Origin of the sequence: Marinifaba aquimaris (genome assembly GCF_013328345.1) — a bacterium.
GTDB classification, from domain to species: domain Bacteria; phylum Pseudomonadota; class Gammaproteobacteria; order Enterobacterales; family Alteromonadaceae; genus Marinifaba; species Marinifaba aquimaris.
On record NZ_JABULX010000001.1, the window covers coordinates 199,378 to 225,432 of the forward strand.

31 protein-coding genes are annotated in these 26,055 nt (G+C 40.3%); 8 read left to right on the forward strand and 23 right to left on the reverse strand.

Going from position 1 to position 26,055, the window contains the following annotated elements; all coding sequences use genetic code 11:
* Positions 1-121: 121 nt before the first annotated feature.
* The 8 genes from metH to folM form a co-directional block, all read right to left on the reverse strand.
* Positions 122-3,814 carry a methionine synthase gene (gene metH / locus HR060_RS00995; RefSeq protein WP_174198389.1) on the reverse strand — a complete coding sequence of 1,231 codons (3,693 nt, stop codon included), beginning with the start codon at positions 3,812-3,814 and terminating at the stop codon, positions 122-124.
* A gap of 98 nt (positions 3,815-3,912) precedes the next feature.
* Positions 3,913-4,449: a cupin domain-containing protein gene (locus tag HR060_RS01000; protein ID WP_174198390.1), complete on the reverse strand. Its 537-nt coding sequence runs from the start codon at positions 4,447-4,449 to the stop codon at positions 3,913-3,915.
* 81 nt (positions 4,450-4,530) lie between these two features.
* Positions 4,531-5,451 carry a homoserine O-succinyltransferase gene (locus HR060_RS01005; RefSeq protein WP_174198391.1) on the reverse strand — a complete coding sequence of 307 codons (921 nt, stop codon included), beginning with the start codon at positions 5,449-5,451 and terminating at the stop codon, positions 4,531-4,533.
* A 126-nt stretch (positions 5,452-5,577) separates the two neighbouring features.
* On the reverse strand, positions 5,578-5,874 hold the full coding sequence (locus tag HR060_RS01010; RefSeq protein ID WP_174198392.1) for a hypothetical protein: 297 nt from the start codon (positions 5,872-5,874) through the stop codon (positions 5,578-5,580).
* A 61-nt stretch (positions 5,875-5,935) separates the two neighbouring features.
* Positions 5,936-6,673, reverse strand: coding sequence for an SDR family NAD(P)-dependent oxidoreductase (locus tag HR060_RS01015; protein ID WP_174198393.1), 738 nt, complete (start codon positions 6,671-6,673; stop codon positions 5,936-5,938).
* 9 nt (positions 6,674-6,682) lie between these two features.
* A complete protein-coding gene (locus HR060_RS01020) occupies positions 6,683-7,087 on the reverse strand; it encodes a thiol-disulfide oxidoreductase DCC family protein (protein ID WP_174198394.1) in 405 nt (134 codons plus the stop codon).
* Between the two features lie 19 nt (positions 7,088-7,106).
* Positions 7,107-7,784 (reverse strand): GTP cyclohydrolase I FolE, encoded by a 678-nt coding sequence (gene folE / locus HR060_RS01025; RefSeq protein WP_246283042.1) that lies wholly within the window; start codon positions 7,782-7,784, stop codon positions 7,107-7,109.
* A gap of 2 nt (positions 7,785-7,786) precedes the next feature.
* Positions 7,787-8,527, reverse strand: coding sequence for a dihydromonapterin reductase (gene folM, locus HR060_RS01030; protein WP_174198396.1), 741 nt, complete (start codon positions 8,525-8,527; stop codon positions 7,787-7,789).
* 167 nt (positions 8,528-8,694) lie between these two features.
* On the opposite strand from folM, the gene HR060_RS01035 reads away from it, so the two are divergent.
* Complete coding sequence (locus HR060_RS01035; protein WP_174198397.1) at positions 8,695-8,943, forward strand: DUF3081 family protein; 249 nt, start codon at positions 8,695-8,697, stop codon at positions 8,941-8,943.
* Between the two features lie 65 nt (positions 8,944-9,008).
* The gene (locus HR060_RS01040) at positions 9,009-9,428 is read left to right on the forward strand and encodes a BLUF domain-containing protein (protein ID WP_174198398.1); all 420 of its coding nucleotides are present in this window, start codon (positions 9,009-9,011) and stop codon (positions 9,426-9,428) included.
* 9 nt (positions 9,429-9,437) lie between these two features.
* Here the strand turns inward: HR060_RS01040 and HR060_RS01045 are convergent, their stop codons facing one another.
* On the reverse strand, positions 9,438-9,803 hold the full coding sequence (locus tag HR060_RS01045) for a VOC family protein (protein WP_217434843.1): 366 nt from the start codon (positions 9,801-9,803) through the stop codon (positions 9,438-9,440).
* 118 nt (positions 9,804-9,921) lie between these two features.
* On the opposite strand from HR060_RS01045, the gene HR060_RS01050 reads away from it, so the two are divergent.
* The 3 genes from HR060_RS01050 (at position 9,922) to HR060_RS01060 (ending at position 12,154) form a co-directional block, all read left to right on the forward strand.
* Complete coding sequence (locus HR060_RS01050) at positions 9,922-10,785, forward strand: universal stress protein (RefSeq protein WP_174198400.1); 864 nt, start codon at positions 9,922-9,924, stop codon at positions 10,783-10,785.
* A gap of 135 nt (positions 10,786-10,920) precedes the next feature.
* Positions 10,921-11,505 (forward strand): hypothetical protein, encoded by a 585-nt coding sequence (locus HR060_RS01055; protein ID WP_174198401.1) that lies wholly within the window; start codon positions 10,921-10,923, stop codon positions 11,503-11,505.
* Positions 11,506-11,671: 166 nt separating this feature from the next.
* Positions 11,672-12,154, forward strand: a complete 483-nt coding sequence (locus tag HR060_RS01060; RefSeq protein WP_174198402.1) for a YajQ family cyclic di-GMP-binding protein — start codon at positions 11,672-11,674, stop codon at positions 12,152-12,154.
* A 102-nt stretch (positions 12,155-12,256) separates the two neighbouring features.
* Here the strand turns inward: HR060_RS01060 and lysS are convergent, their stop codons facing one another.
* The 9 genes from lysS to HR060_RS01105 form a co-directional block, all read right to left on the reverse strand.
* The gene (gene lysS, locus HR060_RS01065) at positions 12,257-13,804 is read right to left on the reverse strand and encodes a lysine--tRNA ligase (protein ID WP_174198403.1); all 1,548 of its coding nucleotides are present in this window, start codon (positions 13,802-13,804) and stop codon (positions 12,257-12,259) included.
* 89 nt (positions 13,805-13,893) lie between these two features.
* A protein-coding gene (prfB, locus tag HR060_RS01070; RefSeq protein ID WP_174198404.1) for a peptide chain release factor 2 occupies positions 13,894-14,992 on the reverse strand; the annotation gives its coding sequence in 2 pieces (ribosomal slippage) (positions 13,894-14,916 and positions 14,918-14,992; 1,098 coding nt in all).
* A 146-nt stretch (positions 14,993-15,138) separates the two neighbouring features.
* A complete protein-coding gene (locus HR060_RS01075; protein ID WP_174198405.1) occupies positions 15,139-15,408 on the reverse strand; it encodes a type II toxin-antitoxin system RelE/ParE family toxin in 270 nt (89 codons plus the stop codon).
* Positions 15,409-15,684 (reverse strand): hypothetical protein, encoded by a 276-nt coding sequence (locus tag HR060_RS01080; protein WP_174198406.1) that lies wholly within the window; start codon positions 15,682-15,684, stop codon positions 15,409-15,411.
* A gap of 248 nt (positions 15,685-15,932) precedes the next feature.
* Positions 15,933-16,469, reverse strand: coding sequence for a hypothetical protein (locus HR060_RS01085; protein ID WP_174198407.1), 537 nt, complete (start codon positions 16,467-16,469; stop codon positions 15,933-15,935).
* A 38-nt stretch (positions 16,470-16,507) separates the two neighbouring features.
* Positions 16,508-18,226, reverse strand: coding sequence for a single-stranded-DNA-specific exonuclease RecJ (gene recJ, locus HR060_RS01090; RefSeq protein ID WP_174198408.1), 1,719 nt, complete (start codon positions 18,224-18,226; stop codon positions 16,508-16,510).
* An 89-nt stretch (positions 18,227-18,315) separates the two neighbouring features.
* Entirely contained in the window at positions 18,316-19,056 is a 741-nt protein-coding gene (gene dsbC, locus HR060_RS01095) for a bifunctional protein-disulfide isomerase/oxidoreductase DsbC (protein WP_174198409.1), read from the reverse strand.
* Positions 19,057-19,189: 133 nt separating this feature from the next.
* Positions 19,190-20,086: a site-specific tyrosine recombinase XerD gene (xerD, locus tag HR060_RS01100; protein WP_174198410.1), complete on the reverse strand. Its 897-nt coding sequence runs from the start codon at positions 20,084-20,086 to the stop codon at positions 19,190-19,192.
* Complete coding sequence (locus HR060_RS01105; RefSeq protein ID WP_174198411.1) at positions 20,073-20,564, reverse strand: methylated-DNA--[protein]-cysteine S-methyltransferase; 492 nt, start codon at positions 20,562-20,564, stop codon at positions 20,073-20,075. Before HR060_RS01105 ends, xerD begins: the two co-directional genes overlap by 14 nt.
* A gap of 272 nt (positions 20,565-20,836) precedes the next feature.
* Between HR060_RS01105 and fldB the strand changes: the two genes are divergently transcribed.
* The 3 genes from fldB to HR060_RS01120 all read left to right on the forward strand — a co-directional run bounded on the left by fldB (position 20,837) and on the right by HR060_RS01120 (position 22,323).
* Positions 20,837-21,355: a flavodoxin FldB gene (gene fldB, locus HR060_RS01110; protein WP_174198412.1), complete on the forward strand. Its 519-nt coding sequence runs from the start codon at positions 20,837-20,839 to the stop codon at positions 21,353-21,355.
* 148 nt (positions 21,356-21,503) lie between these two features.
* Positions 21,504-21,827 (forward strand): hypothetical protein, encoded by a 324-nt coding sequence (locus tag HR060_RS01115; RefSeq protein ID WP_174198413.1) that lies wholly within the window; start codon positions 21,504-21,506, stop codon positions 21,825-21,827.
* Between the two features lie 184 nt (positions 21,828-22,011).
* A complete protein-coding gene (locus HR060_RS01120; RefSeq protein ID WP_174198414.1) occupies positions 22,012-22,323 on the forward strand; it encodes a hypothetical protein in 312 nt (103 codons plus the stop codon).
* A 136-nt stretch (positions 22,324-22,459) separates the two neighbouring features.
* Here the strand turns inward: HR060_RS01120 and fdx are convergent, their stop codons facing one another.
* From fdx to iscU, 5 genes are all read right to left on the reverse strand, one after another.
* Complete coding sequence (gene fdx / locus HR060_RS01125; RefSeq protein ID WP_174198415.1) at positions 22,460-22,798, reverse strand: ISC system 2Fe-2S type ferredoxin; 339 nt, start codon at positions 22,796-22,798, stop codon at positions 22,460-22,462.
* A gap of 2 nt (positions 22,799-22,800) precedes the next feature.
* Entirely contained in the window at positions 22,801-24,669 is a 1,869-nt protein-coding gene (hscA, locus tag HR060_RS01130) for a Fe-S protein assembly chaperone HscA (protein WP_174198416.1), read from the reverse strand.
* A gap of 71 nt (positions 24,670-24,740) precedes the next feature.
* Entirely contained in the window at positions 24,741-25,268 is a 528-nt protein-coding gene (hscB, locus tag HR060_RS01135) for a co-chaperone HscB (RefSeq protein WP_174198417.1), read from the reverse strand.
* A 3-nt stretch (positions 25,269-25,271) separates the two neighbouring features.
* The gene (gene iscA, locus HR060_RS01140) at positions 25,272-25,595 is read right to left on the reverse strand and encodes an iron-sulfur cluster assembly protein IscA (RefSeq protein WP_174198418.1); all 324 of its coding nucleotides are present in this window, start codon (positions 25,593-25,595) and stop codon (positions 25,272-25,274) included.
* 27 nt (positions 25,596-25,622) lie between these two features.
* The gene (gene iscU / locus HR060_RS01145) at positions 25,623-26,003 is read right to left on the reverse strand and encodes a Fe-S cluster assembly scaffold IscU (protein WP_174198419.1); all 381 of its coding nucleotides are present in this window, start codon (positions 26,001-26,003) and stop codon (positions 25,623-25,625) included.
* Between the last annotated feature and the right edge of the window lie 52 nt (positions 26,004-26,055).

The following is a 26,055-nucleotide window of genomic DNA, read 5'->3' on the forward strand; positions in this document are numbered from 1 at the left end:
ATGCTCCATTAAAATAATTAAGCTATATCAAAAAATAAATAAGAATAGACTTTATGGATCTACATTTCTTAATATTTAAGAGATGTAGATTAATCCATCATCATTAAATAGTAAAAAATAATTACACGTCGTAAGAAAGATTACTCTGCAACCAACGCTCGGTTTCTTCAACCGTCATACCAGTGCGCTCAGCATAAGACTCGATTTGATCTTTGCTGACTTTACCCACAGCAAAGTATTTCGACTCAGGGTGAGCAAAGTACCAACCACTGACGGATGCACCTGGGTACATAGCGCAGCTTTCGGTTAACTTCATACCAATGCGGTTTTCAACATCGAGTAAATCCCATAAGCGTTTTTTCTCGGTATGCTCAGGACAAGCGGCATAACCTGGTGCTGGGCGAATACCTTGGTATTGTTCGCGGATTAAATCTTCGTTATCAAGTTTTTCATCCGCGGCATAACCCCAAGCATCAACACGAATACGCTCGTGTAAGTATTCAGCAAAGGCTTCAGCTAAACGATCGGCAACGGCTTTGATCATAATCGACGTGTAATCATCGTGATCATCATTAAGTACTTGGTCAGCCCATTCGTCTGCGCCAATACCGGCTGTTACCGCAAAGCCACCAATATAATCAGGAATGTCTGATTCTGTGCTTGCCACATAATCTGATAAACAACGGTTAAATTGACCGTCTTTTTTCTTCGACTGGCTACGTAGGTGATGTAAACGCGTTAATACTTCTGAGCGAGACTCATCGGTATAAACATAAATGTCATCACCTTCTGATGCTGCAGGGAATAAACCAAAGATACCTTTAGCTTTGACTTTACCCTCTTTTTCAATGATATCGAGGATATCATTGGCATCTTTAAACAGTTTACGCGCTTCTTCACCAACTAATTCGTGATCGAGAATTTTTGGATATTTACCGCTTAACTGCCATGTCATAAAAAATGGCGTCCAGTCGATGTATGAACGTAAATCGCTAATTGATACGTTTTGTAATTCTTGGATGCCTAATTGCTTAGGTTTAACAGGCGTGTACTCATCAAAACTCGGTACATAACGGTTTGCTCTTGCCTCTTCTAAACTGACGTTTTCTGAACGCGGGCCTTTACGCGAGTGTTGGTCACGCACTTTTTCATATTCAACTTGTAGTTTTTCAACAAAGGCAGGTTTTAATTCATCGCTTAATAAAGCTGATGCCACGGATACCGAGCGCGATGCATTTGGTACATACACTACAGGGTGTGAGTAGTTTTGCTCAATCTTAACCGCGGTATGGGCTTTTGATGTCGTCGCACCACCAATAAGTAGAGGAATATCAAAACCTTGACGCTCCATCTCTTTGGCGACATGTACCATTTCATCAAGTGATGGCGTGATAAGGCCTGACAGGCCAATCATGTCGCACTTTTCTTCAATCGCGGTTTTTAAGATCTTATCAGCCGGTACCATGACGCCTAAATCGACAATCTCGTAGTTGTTACATTGAAGTACCACGCCAACGATGTTTTTACCGATATCGTGCACGTCACCTTTTACTGTCGCCATTAAAATTTTACCGTTTGATGAAGCTTCGGTTTTCTCAGCATCAATAAACGGCTCTAAATGAGCAACAGCGCGTTTCATTACACGGGCAGATTTTACAACCTGAGGTAAGAACATCTTACCTTCACCGAATAAATCCCCTACTACGTTCATGCCATCCATTAATGGCCCTTCAATAACGTGTAGTGGACGCTCTGCGTTAAGACGCGCTTCTTCAGTATCTTCTACGATAAATTCAGTAATACCTTTTACTAAGGCATGCTCAAGACGTTTTTCAACCGAATAAGAACGCCACTCTTGTGCCGATTTATCTTCTTCAACGGCACCTGTACCACGGTATTGTTCAGCAATATCAAGTAATCGTTCAGTCGCGCCATCGTCTTTGTTAAGAACAACATCTTCTACAGCGTCTTTTAGTTCAGTTGGGATATCATCGTAAATCGCTAGCTGACCTGCGTTTACAATACCCATGGTTAAACCATTTTTAATTGCGTAGTAAAGAAATACCGCGTGAATCGCTTCACGAACAGGGTTATTACCACGGAATGAGAATGATACGTTTGATACACCACCTGAAATCATCGCATACGGCAGGTTATCTTTAATGTCTTTACAGGCTTCGATGAAATCAACACCATAGTTGTTGTGCTCATCAATACCAGTGGCTACAGCGAAGATATTCGGATCGAAAATAATATCTTCTGGCGGGTAACCGACTTTATCAACTAAAACATCATAAGAGCGCTTACAAATCTCGAACTTACGTTCACGCGTATCAGCCTGACCAACCTCATCAAACGCCATAACGATAACCGCAGCACCGTAACGACGTAGTAATTTAGCTTGCTCGATAAACTTCTCTTCACCTTCTTTAAGTGAAATAGAGTTAACGATACCTTTACCTTGAATACACTTAAGGCCAGCTTCAATGATTTCCCATTTCGATGAGTCAATCATAATCGGTACACGCGCGATATCAGGCTCTGAAGCAATGAGGTTTAAGAAGCGCACCATAGCAGCTTCTGAATCCAACATGCCTTCATCCATGTTGATATCGATAATTTGCGCGCCGTTTTCAACCTGCTCTTTGGCAACTTCTAACGCTTCATCATAAAGCTCTTCTTTAATCAAACGCTTAAACTTGGCAGAACCCGTAACGTTAGTACGCTCACCGACGTTAACAAATAACGAATCTTGTTCAATTGATAATGGCTCTAAACCTGATAAACGACATGCGATTTCACGTGGCTCAATTTTACGCGGTTGAATGTCTTTAACGGCGTTGTAAATCTCAGAGATATGCTCAGGTGATGTACCACAACAACCACCGATAATGTTGAAAAAGCCAGATTCAGCCCATTCTTTAATTTGCACCGCCATATCGGCGCCATTTAAGTCGTATTCACCAAAGGCATTTGGTAAACCGGCATTAGGGTGAACAGACACAGCAAAATCAGATACGCGGCTCATCTCTTCAACGTACTGGCGTAATTCATCTGGACCAAGTGCACAGTTCAAACCAATTGAAATAGGTTTAACGTGACGCAGTGAGTTATAAAAAGCTTCTGTCGTTTGACCAGAAAGTGTACGACCTGACGCATCAGTGATCGTACCTGAGATCATTATAGGTAATTCAATACCGACATTCTCAAATGCAACTTCTACGGCAAATGCAGCGGCTTTGGCATTAAGCGTATCAAAAATTGTCTCGATTAAAATTAAATCAACGCCACCTTCAATTAAGGCTTCAGTTGATTCAACATAAGCTTCAACAAGTTGATCGAATGTGATGTTACGGTAACCCGGATCGTTTACATCAGGAGAGATTGAAGCGGTTTTAGATGTTGGCCCTAAAACACCAGCGACAAAGCGCGGTTTATGAGGTTCTTTGGCCGTAAATTCATCGGCTAACTCTCTTGCTAACTTTGCAGAGGCGACGTTAATCGCGCGTGATTCGGCTTCCATTTCATAATCGGCCATCGAAATGGTCGTAGCGTTAAAGGTATTGGTTTCAATGATATCCGCACCAGCAGCAAAGTACTTGCCTTGGATCTCTTTGATCACATCAGGACGCGTAATCGATAACATATCGTTGTTACCTTTTACATCAAGGTGCCAGTCTTTGTATTGTTCGCCTCGATAATCTTCCTCGGTTAGGCCATACGACTGAATCATAGTACCCATACCACCATCTAAGATCATAATGCGCTCTTTTAAGATGGCTTCGATTTGTGCACGAGCTGGATGTTGCTTCATTGATAAAAACCTTTTACTACTCGTTAGGTAATTTGTTTAAAACTGCGGTTAACGTTGGACGTCGTAAGCGTTTGTATATTTATGCGATTAATTTGCATTTAACCGCCAAAACCTAACTTCTCGATAATCTGTTTGTGTTGCGGGAATTGTACCATGAGTTCAGCTTTACTGGGCATAACAAAATCAGCAAAATCAAAGCCAGGCGCTACAGTACAACCGACTAAGCTATAACCAGAAGTTTGGTTAGCAGGGTTTATATCTTTATCTGCCAGTTCTGCGGCAAAGTAATAGCCAGCGGGTACAAAATATTGAAACGTTTCAGCTGCAAAGATATCTTGTCCGACGGTAACATACGAGTATTCACCCGATGGAGAAATCATGTGAATGATCAGGCTATCGCCTGCATAAAAATGCCAACCTTCATCTTGATTAATTTTGTGAAAAGCTGAGAACTGGCCAGTTTTCAATAAAAAGTAAATAGACGTCGAGTAACTGCGAGAATCCTCACAGCCTTCTGGCAAACTTTCATCATAAATTTCACCTTCAGCGCGATACACTTCTTTAAAATATCCACCTTCGGGGTGCTCAAGTAATTGTAATTGGTCAATATAATCTTGTGCGGTTAGTTTTGTCATAAAGCACTCTGAGTCGTTGTATTAAATTGTGTAAGGGTAATAAAAAAGGCCGATAAATCATCGGCCTTTGTTAAATTTTTATTATCCCAGCGTTGCTAAGTCATAAGGTGTTTGCTGATATACATAGTGGTTTAACCAATTGCAAATAAGCAAATTACCATGGCCTCGCCATTTATTTCTTGGCGTTCTTGTTGGGTCATTATCTGGGTAGTAGTTTTCAGGTATTGTCGGATTTAACCCAGCGTTTAAATCGCGATTGTATTCATCATTTAAGGTATTAACATCGTATTCTGGGTGACCAGTAATAAACACCATGCGCTTATCCGTTGTTGCAGTCAAATAAGCACCACCCTGCTCAGTAGTGGCTAATGGTTTAAGCTGCTCTGCGCTTTCAATACCACTAAGCGGCACTTGCGCGTAACGCGAGTGAATCGCCCAGAATTCATCATCAAAGCCTTGTAACAAAGGATCTTTCGGGTCTGTTAACTGGTGTAAATACACACCTGAGAGCTTGTCTTGGCGAATATCGCGGTTTAAACCAAAGTGATGATACAGCCCAGCATGCGCAGCCCAACAAAGATAAAGAGTTGACTGGACATGCTTTTTAGCCCAATCCATGATCTCCGTCATCTTGTCCCAGTAATTGACTTCTTCATATGGGATCAAGCCAAGGGGTGCACCTGTAATAATCAAGCCATCGTAATTTTTCTTACCTTTGATATCGTCAAATAAACGATAAAACGCATCCATATGCTCAGCAGGTGTATTTTTAGAGATATGAGTATCAATGCGAATCAGATCGACATTGGCTTGCAGTACAGAGTTAGAAAGCAAACGTAGCAGTTGTACTTCTGTCTCTATCTTATTTGGCATCAGGTTTAAAATTCCAATTTCCATCGGACGAATATCTTGCCCTTTTGCACGAGATTCAGACATGACGAAGATATTTTCTTCATTCAAGACTTTTAACGCGGGTAATTGATCTGGAATTTTAATAGGCATGACGCACTCTCAATCTACAACTATTAACACGAGAAAACAGGCTAAAGCGATTTAGCCTGTAGTGAATGTTGTCATAATAGCAGAAAGTGGAATTATTTCTACGTCTAGACGTCTAAACGTCCAAAGTTAATTATCTGTAGTGTCTGTTTTAGTTTGCGGGCGGGTTACTTGCTCAGGTGGAGTCAGTCTTTCCCAGTCATAACCATCACGTGTTTTGTTGTCATTGTGGTACTGCAAATGCCAGGTTTCACCTGTTTCAGTGTTGAGTAAAATCGTCTTTTTACGCGTGTAGTGAAATTTTTCACTGCCATGTCCAGCCCAACTAGAATACTCAGCCTGTTCAATCTGGTAGGTTGGACTCGTTGCGCAAGCACTGGTCAATGCGATAAGTGATGAAATAGAAAGTAGTTTTAGTAACGTCATAAGCGATCCTTTTATTGTTTTCCATAAAAACGCATCAAAGATCAAAATGGGGTGAAACTTTTTAATATTTGATGCTTTTACCTTGCCAGTCGAGATAACTCAGTTGGTTATCAAATTCGATATTATCAATAATCGTTAGCAATTGAGTAGCAACAAATTCAGTTGTAAACAACTTACCTTCTGGCACATTTTTTTGAAATGGCTCAGAGAGTTTTGTATCTGTAGTACCGGGATGAAAAGCCACTAATTTACAGTTTTTGTGTGTTCTCGCCCATTCAATTGCTACATTTTTGAGTAACATATTGAGTGCGGCTTTACTGGCGCGATAAGCATGCCAGCCACCTAACTGGTTATCTTCAATACTGCCAACCCGCGCAGAAAACACGGATACTACGCAAGCTTGTTTGTGTTTGAGCAAAGGCGTTAAAGACTGCAGCCAAGTTATCGGCAAGATGGTATTAACTTGATATAGCTGAACAAACATCGCTTCAGTGCATTGAGCTAAGCTCTTTTCAGGCATCATGCCTTTTGATTTATCGTGTAGCATACCTGTGCAGATAAAAACACGAGTGATATAAGCGTCATGCTCCAATAGCCAATCACTCAATAACGCTGTGTTTTTGGCGATTTCATCTTGTAAACCATTTTGATAGTTTACTGAAAAGTGAACATGGTTATCTCGAGTTTCAATATCATGACGTGAAATAGTGACTAACAAGTTGCTTTGTTTGGCATATTGATTAAGCAAAGCATCAGCAATACCACTGGTCGCACCGATAATGACAATGACAGGTTTCATTTACTTTACCTAATTACAATCTTTTCGGTTACTGATATCACACTGCTGGCAGTAGGCTTTACCGGTAAAGAGCTTAGAAATTTGATAGCGATTTTTAGCAAAGAATAAATAGGCTTTATCAGCAAAAAAGCGAATAACCGGCCAGCGTAAAATAACTAACCAAGCGTGACGATTGACCTGTCGCCATGCATGGTAGGTTGCATCTAGGCCTAACAAGAGCTCACCTTTTTGGTCAATCGCATGCAAAATAGCTGACGCTTGGTTTTTATCAATATCAGGGTACTGCTCGTTAAAGTTAGCTTGCTGGATATCAATTAAGTTGAGCTTGTTGTCTTTATCAAAGCCCGTTAATTTTTTCATTTCAGCAACACACAAAGGACATTTTCCGTCAAAAAAAAGGGTAAATTGCTTCATCTTTTTCACACCTCACCAGTTAGCGAGCCAAGAACTCTTGGCGCAAATGTACATCGTCTTTAAACTCACCGCCAAACGCAGAAGTGCGCGTTGATGAGTTTGCATCCATCACTCCACGAGCTTTAACACAATAATGCGTCGCATTGATCACAACCGCTACATCTTGAGTGTCGAGCAAGGTTTGTAGTGCCACCATTATTTGTCGAGTTAACCTTTCTTGTACCTGAGGGCGTTGAGCAAAAAACTGTACGATACGGTTAATTTTGGATAATCCGATCACGGTTTTATTTGGGATATAAGCCACACTGGCTAAACCATCTATGGTGACAAAATGATGCTCGCATGTACTGGTTAAACTGATATCAGCCACTTTAACCATTTCATCAACTTGCATCTTATTTTCGATAAGGGCAATTTTTGGAAAATAGTCATAATCCAACCCAGAGAAAATCTCCTGCACATACATTTTTGCTATGCGTTTGGGAGTATCTTGTAAGCTATCGTCTGCTAAATCTAAGCCAAGTGTAGTGACAATATCTGTCATTGCCGATTCAATGCGCCCGAGTTTCTCACTTTCAGTTAAACCGTTCGCTAACATTGGTGTTTCTAAGCCTTGTTCAATCAGGGCTTGTCGTACTTTTAGCGCATAAGATGAATGTGTGCAGGTATCTAACTCACTGACTTCCTTAATCGTCATGCTCATTTTTTATCTCCACCGCAAACAAGGTGACGCCCACCATCTAATTCAATGATGCGCCCAGTGTAATATTGGCTATTTAAAATAAATGAAATCGCATTAGCCGCCTCTTCTACACCCGGTTCAATACCGCGTAGCGACTTTTTAAGTGATGTCTGTTTATACTCATCTGTATCACCTTTGTTAAAAGCTAACAAAGAAGGGGCAACACTGTTCACTTTAATCGCTGGTGCTAATTTTTTGGCAAATGATAAGGTGAGGTTTGCAAGGCCTGCTTTACTTGCTGCGTAAGCAATATGTTTATTGCTTCCATTTTGCGCAGCGAAGTCTGTCATATGAATAATATCAGCGTAGCCTTTTGTAGCAGCGGCTTTATCTAGCAAAGGCGCAAGCGCTAAATTAAGTTTGTATGGCGCTGCAACATGTACTTGCCACATGTTATGCATTAACACATCTAGATCGTCTGCATCTGATTCCGCCATCCAATCCGATGCATTGTGGACGATAGCACTGAGCGCCGAATAACGATTGCTCACTTCATTGATAAGGCTTTGTACCCCATCTGTACTCGATAAATCAGCTTGAATGCATGTGATGCCCATCGCCTCAAGTGCTTCAAGACTATCTTTAGGCGTTCGGTAAGTGATCACCACTTTATTTCCTTGCTGGTGCAAAAGTTTAGCTGTTGCTAAACCAATTCTTTGGGCACCACCGGTAATGAGTACAGGTGCGTTTTCCTTCATAGCATTTGCCAAATGATAATTCTTAGATGATATATAGTTTAAGTTACGTCAGCCTTGTAGCCTAAGATCAAAATTAGGCTAATTCTACAGGCCATTTTAATCGGTTAATTGATCGTTAACAGCTTAAAAATACGTATGTTTTTAGTAAATAGCTAATGGGCTTTATCATGAAAAACAGTATCGATATTCACAAAGTGCTTCAGGCCTTCAATTTGATTTCAAAAAATGGTGATAAGACGCCAGATGGCTTTAGTTATCAAGGTTTTTACGCGCAGTCAGATTTTGACGGCTACAACCTGTATTTAACAGATAAGCAAACTGAGCTGCATATTTTTTTCCACAATAAATATGAACTGAATGCCCCTAGTAATGAATTAGCAGATAAGTTCATCAAACGCTTGTTGGCACTGAAGTAAATTGGCTTTTTTACCAAAGCTTTCTAGACTCATTTAGCCACTTAGATGAAAAAGAGTAATGGACTATGTTTTTGGTACGTATGATATACGCCAGTCAGGCTTCACCTGTATTTGAACCGCAAGACATCAAAGATATTCTACTTGGGGCAAAGCTAAATAATGCGAAATGTAATGTCACAGGCTTGTTATGTTTTAATCGAAAGTTCTTTTTACAATGTTTGGAAGGCTCACGCACTGATGTCAATGAGACCTACCGCGCAATTCTCAATGACCCAAGGCATCAAAATATTATCCTGCTCGATTATAAAGAAATAACCAATAGAGAATTCGAGCAATGGAATATGGGCTACGTACCCGAATCCCAATTAACCAGCAAAATTAATTTAAAATATTCAGGTGGGCCATGCTTCGACCCTTTCCATATGTCAGCTGAAAGTGCTTATCAAATGTTACTTGAACTGCGAAATAACGTACCTACATCCTAGTAGGTACAGTTAATTATCAACCTTATTATCACTCCAGACAGCAAACTCATTACCACTTGGTTCAGTAAAATGAAAACGCTGGCCGCCTGGAAAATCAAAGATATCTTGAGTCACTTCCCCACCCGCTTTGACGATTTTATTTCGCGTTTGCACTAAATCGTTACTGTAAAAAACCAACAGTGCTCCACCTTGTGCCTGCACTGACTTTTTATCAGCTCGATAAAAACCACCATCAATGCCCTGTTCAGTAAAATCACAATAATCAGGCCCGTAATCGGTAAACTGCCAATTAAATACTTGAGTAAAAAAACGCTTGGTTTGTGTTAGATCAAATGCTGCATATTCAACATAATTTAGCTTTTCATGTTCTCTCATTGTCATTTGTCACACTTTTATTAAATTTGACGCAATTAGAAAACAATTCTGACTTAAATCAATAACTTTGCAAATAATTAGGCTAGACTGAAAGTATAGATTTTCACGGAGTTACCTGATGAGCCAGATACTTGTCGTTGCGGATCCTATCCAAGATGAGCCGATAGCGATTAACCAAGCTAAGAACATGTCAAAGGTCTACAACGCCCATTTGCATGTTGTTTACTTTATCTACGAAGATGAAGAAACGCTTGGTGATCACGCGCAATCACTCAAAACCAAATTACTCGCGCAACTGGAACAACAAGCAGAAAAACAAGTAGAGAGCTTACTAAAAGGTGAAGTCGATTTTAGTTTTGAAATTATTTGGTCAAAGCGTATTCATGACTGGGTCAATGAATTTACGGTAAAGAATAATCCCAAGCTGGTTGTTAAAACAGGTAAGCGCTCTGAAGCCCTCACTTATACTTCTACCGACTGGCACCTAATACGAGAATGCCAAGCACCGGTTTTTATCTCTGCTGTTTCGAAATGGAAAAAAGCCAACAACGTTTTAGCCTGTATAGATTTAGCGACTAAGCGTGATGAAAAGTGGGAACTTAACCGCAAGATCATTCATGAAGCGAAAGATATGGCTGATAATCTAGGGGTGAAACTCAACTTAGTCTATTGCGCAAAAACATCGGCTCTACTTAAAGAGTTTGGTTTGCAATATACCGACGAAGTAGAAATCAAAGCCGAAAAAGAATTCAGAGATAACTTTGATGATATCGCAAAAAGTTTAGATATCCCGGCAACACAATGCTTTATTAAAGCAGGCGATCCAGCCAAAGTCATACCAAGTGTTGCAGCTAAAAGTCGCTCTGGTGTAGTCATAGTAGGCACAGTAGGACGTAAGGGATTAAGCGCGAAAATAGTCGGTAATACAGCAGAGAGTATTTTTAGTTTACTGCGCTGCGACGTGATTGCGATTAAGCCTTAATAAATAATAAAAACAGTGACTTAGTTAACATTTAAGAAAAACCCTAGTTGTCGAATTAGACTTTTTAAGCTAGGGTTTTACAGCCATAGATAAGGAGTATATGGCGATTTTTACATAACGACCAAGGAAAGCACTATGAAACACACTTTCACTTCAGTAGCACTCGCTGCTGCCCTTTTCTCGACTAATGCATTCGCATCTTGGAACTCAGGCGTAATAGAAGGTGAATACATTCCTGTTCGAGGCAGTATTGAATCACTAGAAGTTAGCCGCCCTCAACTAGGTGAAGCACCGCAACAAGTGGGCTCATACCGAATCGTACTACTTCGCAAGGACTGGCGAGATCTTTCTCATGAAGAAAAAGTACGAATTAAACGTCGTGTTGTCGTTAGAGGCAGTTTCAAAGGTGACTTTGACCTGAACACGATGACAAGTAGCCACACATTAATGGATAAAGAAAGAACCGGAGCAATTTATACTTCTGGCGACTTTATTATCCCAACCCAAGGTGACTTACTTTGTTCTGGTGGGCAAATTTTAAAAGGTACAGAACAACTTAACTTAGTGGCAGGTACCGGGCAATTTGCTCAGCTTGAATCGGGTACTATTTTGTTAAATGCCGAGATTCATAACTGTCCAGGACAAGAAGGTTTTGGTCAAAACAACCTAGAAGTGATCCCTCGACAAGGCAGCGTAACATTTACTGCTATTGCTGAATAAGCTAACTAGCTGAGCTTAGCTATTGTGATTTAAGGCGCTTTTAAGCGCCTTTTTTAATGTGCAATTTAACGCTACATCTAACGATGTTTTATTTATTTAGCCAAGCGATGAACATGCTAATATATACCCCATCATATTTAGTGAATAGAATTATTAAGGAATAAACATGCCTTCATTTGATGTTGTATCAGAAGTTAATTTAGATGAAATGCGCAATGCCACTGAAAACTCAAGCCGTGAATTAAGCACGCGCTTTGACTTTCGTGGTGTAGAAGCCAGCTTTGAATGGAAATCACCTGCGGTCATTTTAACCTCAGAAGGTGAGCATTCAGTTAAGCAAATGGTTGATATTTTACGTAAGCAACTAGTTGCTCGTAAGATTGATCCACAAGCGATGGATATTTCAAAAGCTGAGATCTCTGGTAAAACCTGCACGCAAAAAGTGACGATTAAAGAAGGTATTGAAAAAGACGTTGCCAAAAAAATCGTTAAATTAGTTAAAGACAGTAAAATCAAAGTGCAAGTGGCAATTCAAGGTGAAGAGTTACGCGTAACAGGTAAAAAGCGTGATGACTTACAAGCAGTGATGCAATTAATTCGCGAAGCCGATTTAGGTCAGCCGTTCCAATTTAAGAACTTTAAAAACTAATTTTAGTTAATTAGCTTTTTAGTTAACAAACAAAAAGCCCGCTGATATAGCTCTTTATAGAGAGGTATCAGCGGGCTTTTTTAATGCTTTTAAAAACTGAAATTATTCAGTAATTGGACGCATGTGCGGGAATAAGATCACGTCTTTAATTGTTGGTGAATCACTGAATAACATCACAAGACGGTCGATACCGATACCCTCACCTGCTGTTGGCGGTAAACCATACTCAAGCGCTGTGATGTAATCTTCATCAAAGTGCATCGCTTCATCATCGCCTGCATCTTTTTCTTCAACTTGCTTCTTAAAGCGCGCTGCTTGATCTTCTGCATCGTTAAGCTCAGAGAAACCATTGGCTAACTCACGACCACCAACGAAGAATTCGAAACGGTCGGTGATGAATGGGTTTTCATCGTTACGGCGTGCAAGTGGTGATACTTCCCAAGGGTAAGCAGTAATGAAAGTTGGTTGATCTAACTTCTCTTCTGCTGTTTCTTCGAAAATTTCACATAAGTACTTACCTGGGCCCCAAGCTTTTTGCTTATCAGACTCTGGCACACCCACTTGTTTAGCAATGGCTTTTAATGCTTCGAAGTTTTCTTCTGGGTTATTAATCACCTCAGCATCTAACTCTGGCGCATATTTTAAAATCGCTTCGTTCATCGTTAAGCGCTCAAACGGCTTACCAAAGTCGTAGTGTTTCTCTTCTAACACTTCGCCTTCGTCGTTGCGTACCGTATTCACAACCGTTGTTGTGCCTAATACGTCTTGCGCTAATGTACGTAACATTTCTTCTGTTAAGTCCATTAAGTCGTTGTAATCCGCATACGCTTGGTAGAATTCAATCATCGTGAATTCTGGGTTATGACGAGTACTTAAACCTTCGTTACGGAAGTTGCGGTTAATTTCAAATACGCGATCGAAACCACCAACCACTAAACGCTTTAAGTAAAGCTCTGGCGCGATACGTAAGTACATATCAATGTCTAATGCGTTGTGGTGAGTGATAAATGGACGAGCTGTCGCACCGCCTGGGATCACTTGTAACATCGGCGTTTCAACTTCCATAAAACGACGTTCTGTTAAGAAGTTGCGGATACCGCTAACCACTTTTGAACGAATTTGGAATACATCACGTGTTTGTTGTGATGTCATTAAATCGATGTAACGCTGACGGTATTTGATTTCTTGGTCAGATAAACCGTGGAATTTCTCTGGTAATGGACGTAATGACTTAGTCAATAACTTGTACTCAGTCATGTTTACGTATAAATCGCCTTTGCCCGATTTGTGTAATTCACCTTTAGCACCAATGATGTCACCAATATCTAATTGGCCGTACTTTTCTTTGATGTCTTTTTGCGTTTGTTTATCTGCATAAGCTTGAATGCGACCTGTCATATCTTGAATCGCTAAGAAAGGTCCACGTTTTGCCATAACACGACCAGCAATTGCTACTACATGGCCAAGCTCTTCTAATTCTGCTTTTTCTTTTTCGCCAAACTCGCTTTGTAAATCGGCAGCGTAGTTTTCACGGTTCCAATCATTTGGGTGACCGTTAGCATCGCAATTTTCACGAATCGCTGATAATTTTGCTTTACGCTCAGCAATTAACTTGTTTTCTTCTTGCGCGTTTTGATTTTGTTCAGACATGTCTGTTCCTGTCTTAAAAAGGCTTTGGGTCTTTTTACCCATCACCAACAATAATTTAAAAATTAATTCGGTTTATGCAACGGGTTAAATTACAAACCCGCTTTTAATGAAGCTTGTAAAAACGGGTCTAAATCACCATCTAATACGGCTTGCGTATTGCGGTTTTCTACCCCTGTGCGTAAATCTTTGATACGCGAGTCATCTAATACGTAAGAGCGAATTTGACTGCCCCACCCGATATCTGACTTACCTTCTTCTAATGCTTGTTTTTCAGCATTTTGCTTTTGCAATTCAAACTCATACATTTTAGCTTTTAATAGCTTAAACGCTTGGTCTTTGTTTTTATGCTGTGAACGATCGCTTTGACACTGCACCACAATGTTCGTTGGTAAGTGCGTAATACGTACCGCAGAATCCGTTTTGTTAACGTGCTGACCACCGGCACCGGAGGCGCGGTAAGTATCAATACGTAAATCGGCTGGGTTGATATCAATTTCGATATCATCATCAATCTCTGGGTAAACAAAGGCTGAAGCAAATGACGTGTGGCGTTTATTGTTCGAATCGAACGGCGATTTACGTACTAAACGGTGAACACCAGTTTCTGTTCGTAACCAACCAAAGGCATACTCACCCGTAAATTTAACGGTTGCGCCTTTAATACCAGCTACATCACCATCTGTAGCTTCAATTAATTCGGTTTTAAAGCCGTGTGCTTCACCCCAACGCAAGTACATGCGCAGTAGCATTTCACACCAATCTTGTGCTTCGGTACCACCTGAGCCTGATTGTAAATCAATGTAGGCGTTACAAGTATCTTGCTTGCCAGAGAACATACGACGGAACTCAAGCTTTTCTAGTTTAGCGATTAGCTCGTCAACTTCGGCTTGTGTTTCGTTTAGCGTGTCTTCGTCGTTTTCTTCAACGGCCAGTTCTAGTAAACCTTCAACATCATCAAGACCTGAGGTTAAATCAGTAATGGTTTTAACAACCGCTTCAAGCTCAGAACGCTCTTTACCTAAGGCTTGTGCGCGCTCAGGTTCATTCCAAACTTCAGGTTGTTCTAGCTCTCTTTCAACTTCGGTTAGGCGCTCTTGGCGTTGCTCGAAGTCAAAGGTACCCCCTAAGCAACTCGGTGCGCTCAGCGATATCTTTTATTTGGTTCTGGATAGGTGCAATTTCGAACATTGAAAATAAGCTTCCAGTGATAAATTTAATAGGGAAAATTGGACGCGCGATTATAGCGAAATAGTCCGCTGATTTATAGTAGGGAGATGGGAATAATTGAAGCGGAATTTGAGAGATATTGAGCGTTTTTTCGAGCTTAAATCAAGTTATCGGTAAATATCGTGATCACCAATATCAATTAATATCACCTCACCATTTTCAAGTACCTTGAGAGTGAGTAATACCCGATATTGCATATTGATAGATATTGAATGGCAAGCCTTTGATTTGATCTCATGTAAACGCAAAGAAGGATGGGTTAAATCTAAACTCAATAGCTTAAGGGCTTTGGTGTATTGCTTGATGAGCTCAGGGTGTTTTTTAAAAAACTTCTTTTCCCTTTTTTGATAGCTCACTGGCCTAATGATCTTAAGCATTTACTCTGCTTCTGACAGTTGCTTTAACTCTTCTGCTAACGATGCAAAATCATCCACCACACTAAACTTGCCATCAGCATAATCTGCTTCGGCTTCTTTAATCGCCTTATCTAACTCGTACTCACGAAAGGCATGATATTCATTAATATCTAGCACCATATATTTGGCTTTACCACGCACATCAATCGCAACTTGATGATCAGCATCACTTTGCATGGCTTTTTCAAGTGCAGTGACCCCACCTTTTTTTAACTCATTAGCTGTCACGGAAATCATAAAAACCTCACTCAACACTCAAAAACCAAAAAAGTACTTTTAATAGTACGCTTAATAATATTCTAAAATAAAGTATCAAAAATGCCAATCAAGAAAATAAGCTCATCGCGATTAAAGTTTATCTTTGGTTGAAATAAACAAAATCCTGCCTTCGCAGGAAAGACGATGTTAAATAAAGTCACCCACTACTTAACACAGACATCAACATAACTTGGGTTATGTCGATAGATATTCTACTTTATCAATTGTTATTGGTTTTCCTGCGGTTTAACTCGCCATTCAAACTCGTATCGAATAAGTAATTCGATGACCAACCAGCAGAGTAAAAGCGGGATGGCGCTGTACCAACCCCAGCCCATCGCACCTAATACACCGGGTATAACCGGGCAGATAAAAATAAACAACAATAATAGGCGACCATAATTATTGTATTTATCCGTTGCCTGACCATTGACGCGGTAATAACCCATTATTTGCTGATGTACTTTAGGCCGACCAAAATAGGCTTTAACCCCTCTTGAAGTTAAAAACCAACAGATAAAGAACAGTACAGAAGAAGGCGCAAAAGGGTTAAACTTTCCCCCTTTCACATACTCAGGATCCCAATTAGCTATAACATAATCCCACACATCAATCTTAAACAAAATCAACATAAATAAGCATGCAAAACAAAGCCCTAGTGGGAATGAAATATCACTTCGGGTAAGCTTATAAGGATCTTTATCTGGAAAATCCTTAAGCATAGTTTCAAAGCCACTGTAATAAAAAAAAGTGAATAATTTCATTTACGCTTTATACATCCTTGTGTTTGAATCATCTCTGATTAAACATCCTCAACCGCTTTTACCATTAATTGCACTGTGGTTTTACCGCGAAAATGATTGGTATCTAAATTAAACGCCACGCGAATTTGATGATGTGATTTTTGATGCCAAAAGCTTTGGTCATAGTTAAACCAAATGGCATCGTAGCTCATGCCTGATGCGTGTTGTAACACCAATTTTAAATGTTTTTCTTTTAAGACGCGTTCATTAATCACGACAAATTCATCATCAAATACCGGCTCTGGGAAATTTTGCCCCCAAGGCATAGCGCGTTTTAAGTACTCTGCGGTTTCAACTTGGTAGTCTGTTGTAGCTGGTGCGCCATCGGTTAAGATCACATTTTCAAGCGCATCTTCACTAATTAAGCTATCAACGGCTTGCTCAAAAGCCATTTTAAATTGCGCGAATTTGCTTTCTAAAATACTTAAGCCAGCGGCCATGGCATGACCACCAAATTTAATGATTAAATCTGGGTTGCGCCCTGCGATATATTCCAAGCAATCGCGAATATGAAAGCCATTAATACTACGGCATGAGCCTTTTAATTCGCCATTATCACCTTGTGCAAACACTACAGTCGGGCGGTAGTAATTTTCTTTTATGCGTCCGGCAACAATACCAATCACGCCTTGATGCCAAGTGGCATCATATAAACAAATGCCTTTGGCATGTTCAGCAACGAAGGTTTTATCTAAGGCTTTTATTGCTTCTTGCTGCATACCGCTTTCAATTTCACGGCGCTCTTTATTAAGCTCGTTTAATCGACACGCCAACATTTGCGCTTGTGCGTAATCATCTGTCATTAAACAAGTAATACCGAGCGTCATATCATCTAAACGCCCAGCGGCATTAAGCCTTGGGCCAATGGCAAAACCAAAATCACTTGAAACTAAAAACTGTGGGTTGCGTTCGGCGACATCAAGTAAAGCGCGAATACCGGCTCGGCATTTTCCTTGGCGGATTCGATTAATCCCCTGCTGTACTAACACGCGGTTAACCTGATCTAAAGTCACGACATCAGCCACTGTGCCAAGTGCCACTAAATCGAGCAATTCGGCTAAATTCGGGATAACGATACCTTGTTGTTCAAACCAGTTTTGATTTTTAAGTTCGGCACGTAATGCCAACATTAAATAAAACGCCACACCAACCCCAGCAATATTCTTACTCGGAAATGGGCAGTCATTTAAGTTTGGGTTAACAATGGCACCAGCACTTGGTAATTGCTCACCCGGTAAGTGGTGATCGGTAACGATAACTTTAATACCCAGTTCATGCGCTTTATTGACACCAGCAATACACGAGATACCGTTATCCACTGTCATGATCAGATCACAACCTTGCTGGTGCGCCATTTCGACAATTTCTGGTGATAGGCCATAGCCAAAATCAAATCGATTCGGCACTAAGAAGTTGATGCTGTTTGCGCCTAATTGCTTTAATGCCAAACAAGATAAAGCCGTGCTGGTTGCACCATCGGCATCAAAATCACCAACGACAATAACGCGTAAATTGTTTTTAATCGCCTCAACTAAAAGCGCGACCGCTTTATCAATATTGGCTAATTCTGGTCTGGGTAGTGCTTGCACAGAAAAGTTAAGCTCATCAGTATGAGCAATACCGCGATTGAGTAAGATTCGCTGCAAAGTTGGGTGAAATTGATGTGCTCCATCGAGTGAAGCACGCTCAGATTGGCGACGTTGAATTTGCACAGACATGGAAAAACCGATAGTTGGAATGACAAAAATAAAAAAAGCCGATTGAGGCTAACTCAATCGGCTTTTTATCATATTAATTTTCGGTCAAATTATGAAGCGTTTAATCGCTTTAATAATTGTGCTGCTGGTTGGTAACCAGGAATGATAGAACCATCATCTAAAACAATTGCTGGTGTACCCGTTACACCAAACTCAACACCTAAGTCGTAGTGTTGTAGTACTGGCTGCTGACAAGATTGTGCTTTAGCAATTGTGCCTCTTGCTTTTGCTTCAGTCATCGCATCTTGTTGATCTTCTGAACACCAAACACTCACCATGTCGCTAAATGCTTTAGACTTTAAGCCGCCACGAGGGAAGGCTAAGTAACGTACTGTGATGCCAGCATCGTTATAAGCTTGCATCTCGTTGTGTAATTTACGGCAGTAGCCACAAGAGATATCGGTAAAGACATTTACCACATATTTTTCATCTTTTGCTTTAAATTCGATTGAAGAGTCAGCCACTGTTTTTAGTTTCTCAGCACGCTTTTTGCGTAATGGCTCTTCTAAAACGCGCATGGCTGCAGCAGTTTCGTTGCGCATTTCTTCATTCATATTGAAGATTTGGCCTTGCATGAAGTATTGACCGTCTTCACTTAAGTAGAAAATACCACGTGGTGTTGCCACTTGAACTAGGCCTTCAATTTGTGAAGGTTCAACGCTCATGACTTCTAAACCTAAACCTTGAACTTTTTCGGTTAAGGCTAATTTCACTTCATTTGATAATTCAGCTGCTAGCGCGCTAAAACTTAAACTGGCTGCCGTCACTGAAAGGAGTAATTTTTTAAACATACTTTTTCCAAATTTTTATTTTTTAAATATCGCAGATATCTACTAAGACCGCGCTAATGCTAAAAAAGTTACAGACAAACACGAGCTAATGCAACTTTGAAACGATATTTTAACAATTTAACTTGTCCAACCGTTAAGCTCTTGGATGATGTTCAGCGTGAATACTTTGCAGTCGCTCTTTGGCAATATGGGTATAAATTTGGGTAGTTGATAGGTCTGAATGGCCCAATAAAGTCTGTACTACACGCAAATCTGCACCGTGGTTAACTAGGTGTGTCGCAAAGGCGTGTCTCAGTGTATGAGGCGATAAATCAGAACGGATGCCCGCTTGAACGGCGTAATACTTGATGCGATGCCAAAATGTTTGTCTTGTCATTTGTTGACCGCGTTTAGATGCAAACACCACATTATGGCCCGCGGCAATTAAGTTAGGCCGTGCATATTTAATATATTGTGCTAACCATTCAGCGGCTTCTTCTCCCATAGGTACTAAACGTTCTTTGTTACCTTTACCGGTAACGCGAATCACCCCTTGCCTTAAATTAATTTGCTCGAGCTGCAAAGAAACTAACTCGGTCACCCGCAAGCCACACGCATAAAGTAACTCAAGCATAGCTTTGTCTCTAAGCTCAATATCATCATCGACATTTGGCGCTTCAAGTAATGCTTCAACGTCTTTTTCAGACAGTGTTTTAGGTAATGGCTTGGCTTGTTTCGGACTATCAATGTTAGCGCATGGGTCGTGGTTAATCTGCTTTTCTAGCAATAAGTAGCTATAGAACTTTCGAAGACAAGACAGCTTTCTGGCAACACTGCGTGCACCAATGTTTTTATCATAGAGGTGGACTAAGTAAGCACTTACATCCAACTCTTGAACATCGAGTAATGCTATTTTTTGATGGATAAGGTAATGATTGAATTGATTCAGATCTCTTTTATAGGCTGCCATAGTGTTTTGGCTAAGCCCGAGTTCAATCCAAAGGTGTTCGATAAAGTCGTCTAGCGGTTGTTGCACATCAAGATTGGTCATCTATTTGATTTTGCTCATGTTGCAATAACCAAGCTTTGATATCAACTTTTTTCCCTTCTTGCCACTGGCCTGAATACCCGCCGATACCAGAAGCCGCGACAATGCGATGGCAAGGCACGACAATGGGGATAGGATTACGGCGACAAGCACCGCCAATCGCTCTTGGACTTGTCCCTAACTCTTTTGCCAGTTGGCCATATGTCCAGCACTCACCTGCCGGTATATCACACAGAGCCTGCCAAACTGTTTGCTGAAAACTGGTGCCTTGCAAAAATATGGGTACATCAAAATCAAGTAAATTCTCTGCAAAGTAAGCCGATAGCTGTGAGACAAGCTGCTCAGTTAAATCGTTGGCATTTTTGATACGGTAACGAATACTATCTGCAAATAAGTCGATACCCGTTAGTGCTTCTTCGTTATTAAAAACTGCAATTTTGCCAACTTGTGTTTCTAATACAGCTTGAGCATATAGTCCCATAAAAAATAAACTCCCTCACAAACCCAGTTTAATCTGACGTCACTTAGTTTTCGTATTGAATTTCATCAAGAAAAACTAAACATCATGTTGTTTGATTGCAGTTTTGCTACAATAGCGCCCATATTTATTTGGTTTAAAGTCCATTTGCGCATCATATATTTTAGCTCAGTTGGTTTACTTGGCGTCGTTAAATCTTCGTCAAAATTTGTAAGTATCAATATCTAGGCTTAACAAACGTGCGCTCAACTTAGGCATCATATTTAAAAACGATTATGAAAATAGGTTTATTTTACGGCTCGACTACCTGCTACACAGAAATGACAGCGGAAAAAATTCAAGCTTTTATTGGTGAAGACATTGTTGATATCCACAATATTAAAGATGTTCCATTAACCGATACCGCCCAGTACGACTTACTGATTTTTGGTATTTCGACATGGGATTTTGGTGAGTTACAAGAAGACTGGGAATCTCGCTGGGAGCAGGTTTCTGAATTAGATCTAAACAATAAGATTGTTGCTATTTATGGTCAGGGCGATCAAGAAGACTATGGTAAGTGGTTTCAGGATGCGGTTGGTATGCTCCACGAAGCGATTTCGCACAACAATTGTAAGCGAATTGGTTACTGGCCTGTAGCAGGCTACGAGTTCGAAGAGTCGAAAGCGCTCACCGAAGATAAAGCCTTTTTTGTAGGTTTATCTCTTGATGATGAAAACCAATACGACTTAAGTGAACAAAGAATCGAAACTTGGTGCTTACAAGTGCTCGAAGAAATTGCTGAAAACTCATAAACTTGTGTACATTTTGTAAACAGCAAAATACAAGAAAAGTTAATCTCACCTATAATCTTTTCATGAAAAGTTATGAAAAGTGTTTTTGATATCACTCTTTACTATTAATAAAATACAAACTGTTACAAGCTGTAGTAAAGAGTGACAAATGAACAAAAATATTCTTAACCTCTTGGAAGGTATTTGGGCAGCAGAAGCATTTAATGCAATGTCTGAAACACCTGTCCAAGTGCCAGCCTCATCTCAATCAATTCTAGATAAATTGGGTACTGATGCCGATGCATATCTCAATGCTAGGTTGTATGACAATGTAACGATTAAAGCGAGCTGCCAAAAAATGGCACTGCGTTGCTTTGATAACGAGCAAGCGGAAGTTAATAAAGCTAAGTTACATGATTTTATTGCAAAACGCTTGCAACACCATCAAACCATCTTGAGCGAACTAGATACCTATGTACTCGATGCAAGCTAGTTTAAGAACGATCTAGGTCACTTGCTAACAAATAACCGCATGTTAGCGACAAGATTAATACCAAATCAAACCAAGTTAACACAGTTTCAACCTATCGGCCGCTCAATACTTGAGCGTTTCAAAGTTGAAACATAGAATACAATTCAGATACAAATTTAAAGTTATGTGTAGAGAGAATAAGAAGATGAGTAGTAGTTTATTATCTTTATTAGAGGGCGTGTGGTCCGCGGAAGAGTTCAATCGTTTGAGCTCAGTTAAAATTAGTACTGGTCTTAGCGAAAGTAGCGTACGTGCTCTAGTAGAAAAGAAATACCCAGAAGTTGATTTTGATGCCTTAACTAATCAGGCTGTCCGTGGTGAGATGACTTACAAGGAGCTCGCTAAAAACTTTACACAGGTTTGTTTTGAAGTAGCGGATAACCGAGAGCTATTACAGGCTCGCCGTAATTGGATCAAATCTCGAATCGAACGCAACCAGTTCTTATTCGAAGCTTAAAACAGATTTTAAACAGCTTGATGTCCCTTTATAGCTAAGGCTTTACGGCCCAATATTTTCAAGCTGATAATCTATCCAATAAAAAAGCCAATAACAAAGTTATTGGCTTTTTTTAATTTGAATATCAGTAATTTATTTAATGATTTTCAGAAACCATGTTAATGGTGTACTTAGGGATCTCAACCACTAAATCTTCATCAGTAATTTTAACCTGACAAGACAGTCTAGATTCAGGCTCTAAACCCCAAGCTTTATCTAACATATCATCTTCTAGTTCATCACTTTCTTCAATCGAATCAAAGCCTTCACGAATGATCACATGGCATGTGGTACACGCACATACTTTTTCACAAGCGTGCTCAATTCCAATGTCGTTTTTAAGCGCAACGTTTAAAACCGTTTCGCCCTCTTCTGCTTCAATAACGGCACCGTCTGGGCATAATTCTTCATGTGGTAAAAATATGATTTGTGGCATGACTATACCTCGTCTACATTTTGGCCCGCTAAGGCTTGTTTAACTGATAAATCCATTCGAGCAGCAGCAAAATTTTGGCTTAAAGTATCTAAAGCACTGATTTGTTGCTTAATTTCTTCTTCTGTACCGTTATCTCGGTAAGACTTTAACTGCTCTAGTGATTGACGTAATTCGGCTAACTCTGCCTCTGGTAAAATAGCCGCACCATCGGCATCTAGCGCACTGGTTAATGATTCGTATAAGCGATCTGCTTCGACTTGTTGCTCAGCTAGCATTCTTGCTCGAATATCATCTTTAGCATTTTCCATTGACGCTTTTAACATATTCGCAATTTGCTCTTCCGATAAACCGTAAGATGGCTTAACTTGAATACTTGATTGTACTCCGGTTGATTTTTCCATAGCGGTTACTGACAGTAAACCATCTGCATCAACCTGGAAAGTAACACGAATATGAGCAGCACCAGCTGCCATTGCAGGTATGCCTCTTAACTCAAATCGAGCTAATGAACGACAATCTGCAACCATTTCGCGTTCACCTTGAACAACGTGGACAGCCATCGCCGTTTGACCATCTTTAAAAGTGGTAAACTCTTGAGCTTTCGCAACGGGGATAGTGGTATTTCGAGAAATAATTTTCTCTGTTAAGCCACCCATAGTTTCGATACCTAATGAAAGAGGTAATACATCAAGCAGTACTAGCTCTGAGTCAGGTTTATTACCCACTAGAATATCAGCTTGAATACCTGCTCCAATAGCAACGACTTGATCTGGATTGATGCTGGTAAGTGGTTCTTTATCAAAAAACTCAGCTACTTTTTCACGTACTAATGGCACACGTGTTGAACCCCCGACCATTACAACTTCAATGACATCGTCAGTCTCGATTTCAGCATCTTTTAATGCACGGCGACATGCCATTAAAGTACGTTTAATAAGTGTTTGAACTAACGCTTCAAACTGCTCTTTTGACAGTTCGATTTCTTTAGACGTTTGGTCATCAAGCTCAACGACAATCTGCGTTTTATCATTGTCAGTCAGCTGTTCTTTTGCTTTTTTGGCCGCTTCAGTCAGCACGCGAGAAAGACGTGGAGAAATATCAGTTAATTGCCACTGTTCTTTAAGCCATACGACAATGGCTTCATCTAGGTCATCACCACCAAGAGCTGAATCACCGCCTGTTGCCATGACTTCAAAAATACCTTGGTGCAGCTTTAATATAGAGATATCAAACGTACCACCACCTAAGTCATAAACGGCGATAATACCTTCTTGACCTGAATCCAAGCCGTAAGCAATAGCAGCTGCAGTCGGCTCGTTTAGCAACCTTAGAACTTTTAGACCTGCTAATTCAGCAGCGTCTTTAGTACATTGGCGCTGAGCATCATCGAAATAAGCAGGAACAGTAATAACAGCACCTTTTAGCTCATCACCTAAGGTTTTTTCAGCTCGCTCTTTTAACTCAGTTAAAATGTCAGCAGAGACTTCAATCGGTGATTTTGTGCCTTGAGCTGTTTGCAATGCAACTAATGCATCTTCTTCACCTATAAATTGATAAGGTAAATCAGCGAAGCTAGCTTTTGCATCTTTAGCCGCACGGCCCATGAAACGCTTGACCGACACGATCGTATTTTCTGGATCAAGCTCAGCATTGGCTAACGCCAATTGGCCAACTTGTTTTTCATCACCAGCAAGATAGCGTACGACAGAAGGTAATATGACTTCACCAGTTTCGTCTTTTAACGGTAAACATTCACCGCTGCGAACACTGGCGACAAGAGAGTTAGTTGTACCAAGATCTATACCAACTGCCCATTTATGCTCATGGGGTGAACTGCTTTGACCTGGCTCTGATATTTGAAGTAATGCCATAATTTTTATGATGCCGTTTTGAGTGCGCTTATTTTAAATGAAATAAGGTAGGAAATAAAAAGTTAAGTCGATTAATACTCAACTAGTTCATCTTCTAAGCGCGACAACTCTTGCTGTAATTTTTCAATAAATTTTAATTTACGGATCTGATCCGCAGCTGCTAAATCAGCTTGTTCAGTTAACTGCTCTATCTGAGTTTGTAATTGCTTGAGCATCGCCTTACGCTCAGTCGCTACATCATCTTCAAAGGCCATCAACTCATCAAGTGCATTATCACTTGTTTTGATATCTTCAAGACGCTCTCGATATTCCATTTGTTGCATTAGAAACATAGGGTCTTGTAAGGTCTTTGTTTCGTGTTGCATATCGATACCGCGAAGTTGCAGCATGTATTCAGCACGTTTGATGGGAGTCTTTAGCGTGTCAAAAGCATCGTTAATTTGTGCGGCTTTTTGCACAATTGCCAGTTTTTCTTGTTCACTCGCATTAGCGTGTTTGTCTGGGTGACATTGCTTTTGAAGAGAATGGTAACGCTGCGTTAGCTCTGACTTGTCTAAATCAAAGCTAACTGGGCAGTCGAATAGTTCAAAGTAGTTCATGGTTTATACGTGGAAGCTTTCGCCACAACCACATTCATCTTTCACGTTAGGGTTGTTAAACTGAAAACCTTCATTTAACCCCTCTTTAGCGAAATCTAACTCTGTACCATCGATATAAGTTAATGACTTAGCATCCACAATGACTTTAACACCGAAGTATTCGAATACTTCATCATCTTCGTTTAGCTGGTCAACAAACTCAAGTACGTAAGCCATACCCGAACAGCCTGAAGTTTTAACACCAACACGTAGACCAATGCCTTTTCCGCGGTTAACTAAAAACTTCTCAACATGTTTTGCAGCAACTTCTGTAATGCTGATAGCCATCGGGTACTACTCCTTAATTATATAAACTTAAGCTTTCTTTTCTTTGTAATCAGCAATCGCAGCTTTGATTGCATCTTCAGCTAAGATTGAACAGTGGATTTTCACTGGTGGTAATGCTAACTCTTGTGAAATATCAGTGTTCTTGATTTCTGCCGCTTCATCTAAAGTTTTACCTTTAACCCACTCAGTTACTAAGGAGCTAGAAGCAATTGCTGAACCACAACCATAAGTTTTAAACTTAGCGTCTTCAATAACACCTTCGTCTGTTACTTTAAGTTGTAATTTCATTACATCACCACAAGCTGGTGCGCCGACCATACCTGTTGCAATGTTAGGATCGTTTTTGTCGAAAGAACCTACGTTACGAGGATTCTCGTAGTGGTCGATAACTTTATCACTGTATGCCATGACTATTTACCTCTACTATTTGTAGATAATGCGCAAAGCCCATCATGAAATT

Bases quoted from the DNA above. Each gene is read 5' to 3' on its own strand.
- HR060_RS01010 (WP_174198392.1), bottom strand. From the start codon at position 5,874: ATGACGTTACTAAAACTACTTTCTATTTCATCACTTATCGCATTGACC.
- iscA (WP_174198418.1), bottom strand. From the start codon at position 25,595: ATGGCTATCAGCATTACAGAAGTTGCTGCAAAACATGTTGAGAAGTTT.
- HR060_RS01085 (WP_174198407.1), bottom strand. From the start codon at position 16,469: ATGAAATTATTCACTTTTTTTTATTACAGTGGCTTTGAAACTATGCTT.
- HR060_RS01115 (WP_174198413.1), top strand. From the start codon at position 21,504: ATGAACAAAAATATTCTTAACCTCTTGGAAGGTATTTGGGCAGCAGAA.
- HR060_RS01035 (WP_174198397.1), top strand. From the start codon at position 8,695: ATGAAAAACAGTATCGATATTCACAAAGTGCTTCAGGCCTTCAATTTG.
- folE (WP_246283042.1), bottom strand. From the start codon at position 7,784: ATGACGATTAAGGAAGTCAGTGAGTTAGATACCTGCACACATTCATCT.
- HR060_RS01060 (WP_174198402.1), top strand. From the start codon at position 11,672: ATGCCTTCATTTGATGTTGTATCAGAAGTTAATTTAGATGAAATGCGC.
- HR060_RS01080 (WP_174198406.1), bottom strand. From the start codon at position 15,684: ATGATTTCCGTGACAGCTAATGAGTTAAAAAAAGGTGGGGTCACTGCA.
- HR060_RS01040 (WP_174198398.1), top strand. From the start codon at position 9,009: ATGTTTTTGGTACGTATGATATACGCCAGTCAGGCTTCACCTGTATTT.
- hscA (WP_174198416.1), bottom strand. From the start codon at position 24,669: ATGGCATTACTTCAAATATCAGAGCCAGGTCAAAGCAGTTCACCCCAT.
- iscU (WP_174198419.1), bottom strand. From the start codon at position 26,003: ATGGCATACAGTGATAAAGTTATCGACCACTACGAGAATCCTCGTAAC.
- hscB (WP_174198417.1), bottom strand. From the start codon at position 25,268: ATGAACTACTTTGAACTATTCGACTGCCCAGTTAGCTTTGATTTAGAC.
- HR060_RS01055 (WP_174198401.1), top strand. From the start codon at position 10,921: ATGAAACACACTTTCACTTCAGTAGCACTCGCTGCTGCCCTTTTCTCG.
- HR060_RS01075 (WP_174198405.1), bottom strand. From the start codon at position 15,408: ATGCTTAAGATCATTAGGCCAGTGAGCTATCAAAAAAGGGAAAAGAAG.
- metH (WP_174198389.1), bottom strand. From the start codon at position 3,814: ATGAAGCAACATCCAGCTCGTGCACAAATCGAAGCCATCTTAAAAGAG.
- fdx (WP_174198415.1), bottom strand. From the start codon at position 22,798: ATGCCACAAATCATATTTTTACCACATGAAGAATTATGCCCAGACGGT.
- HR060_RS01050 (WP_174198400.1), top strand. From the start codon at position 9,922: ATGAGCCAGATACTTGTCGTTGCGGATCCTATCCAAGATGAGCCGATA.
- HR060_RS01120 (WP_174198414.1), top strand. From the start codon at position 22,012: ATGAGTAGTAGTTTATTATCTTTATTAGAGGGCGTGTGGTCCGCGGAA.
- lysS (WP_174198403.1), bottom strand. From the start codon at position 13,804: ATGTCTGAACAAAATCAAAACGCGCAAGAAGAAAACAAGTTAATTGCT.
- folM (WP_174198396.1), bottom strand. From the start codon at position 8,527: ATGAAGGAAAACGCACCTGTACTCATTACCGGTGGTGCCCAAAGAATT.
- HR060_RS01020 (WP_174198394.1), bottom strand. From the start codon at position 7,087: ATGAAGCAATTTACCCTTTTTTTTGACGGAAAATGTCCTTTGTGTGTT.
- HR060_RS01000 (WP_174198390.1), bottom strand. From the start codon at position 4,449: ATGACAAAACTAACCGCACAAGATTATATTGACCAATTACAATTACTT.
- fldB (WP_174198412.1), top strand. From the start codon at position 20,837: ATGAAAATAGGTTTATTTTACGGCTCGACTACCTGCTACACAGAAATG.
- HR060_RS01015 (WP_174198393.1), bottom strand. From the start codon at position 6,673: ATGAAACCTGTCATTGTCATTATCGGTGCGACCAGTGGTATTGCTGAT.
- HR060_RS01105 (WP_174198411.1), bottom strand. From the start codon at position 20,564: ATGGGACTATATGCTCAAGCTGTATTAGAAACACAAGTTGGCAAAATT.
- recJ (WP_174198408.1), bottom strand. From the start codon at position 18,226: ATGTCTGTGCAAATTCAACGTCGCCAATCTGAGCGTGCTTCACTCGAT.
- xerD (WP_174198410.1), bottom strand. From the start codon at position 20,086: ATGACCAATCTTGATGTGCAACAACCGCTAGACGACTTTATCGAACAC.
- HR060_RS01005 (WP_174198391.1), bottom strand. From the start codon at position 5,451: ATGCCTATTAAAATTCCAGATCAATTACCCGCGTTAAAAGTCTTGAAT.
- dsbC (WP_174198409.1), bottom strand. From the start codon at position 19,056: ATGTTTAAAAAATTACTCCTTTCAGTGACGGCAGCCAGTTTAAGTTTT.
- HR060_RS01045 (WP_217434843.1), bottom strand. From the start codon at position 9,803: ATGAGAGAACATGAAAAGCTAAATTATGTTGAATATGCAGCATTTGAT.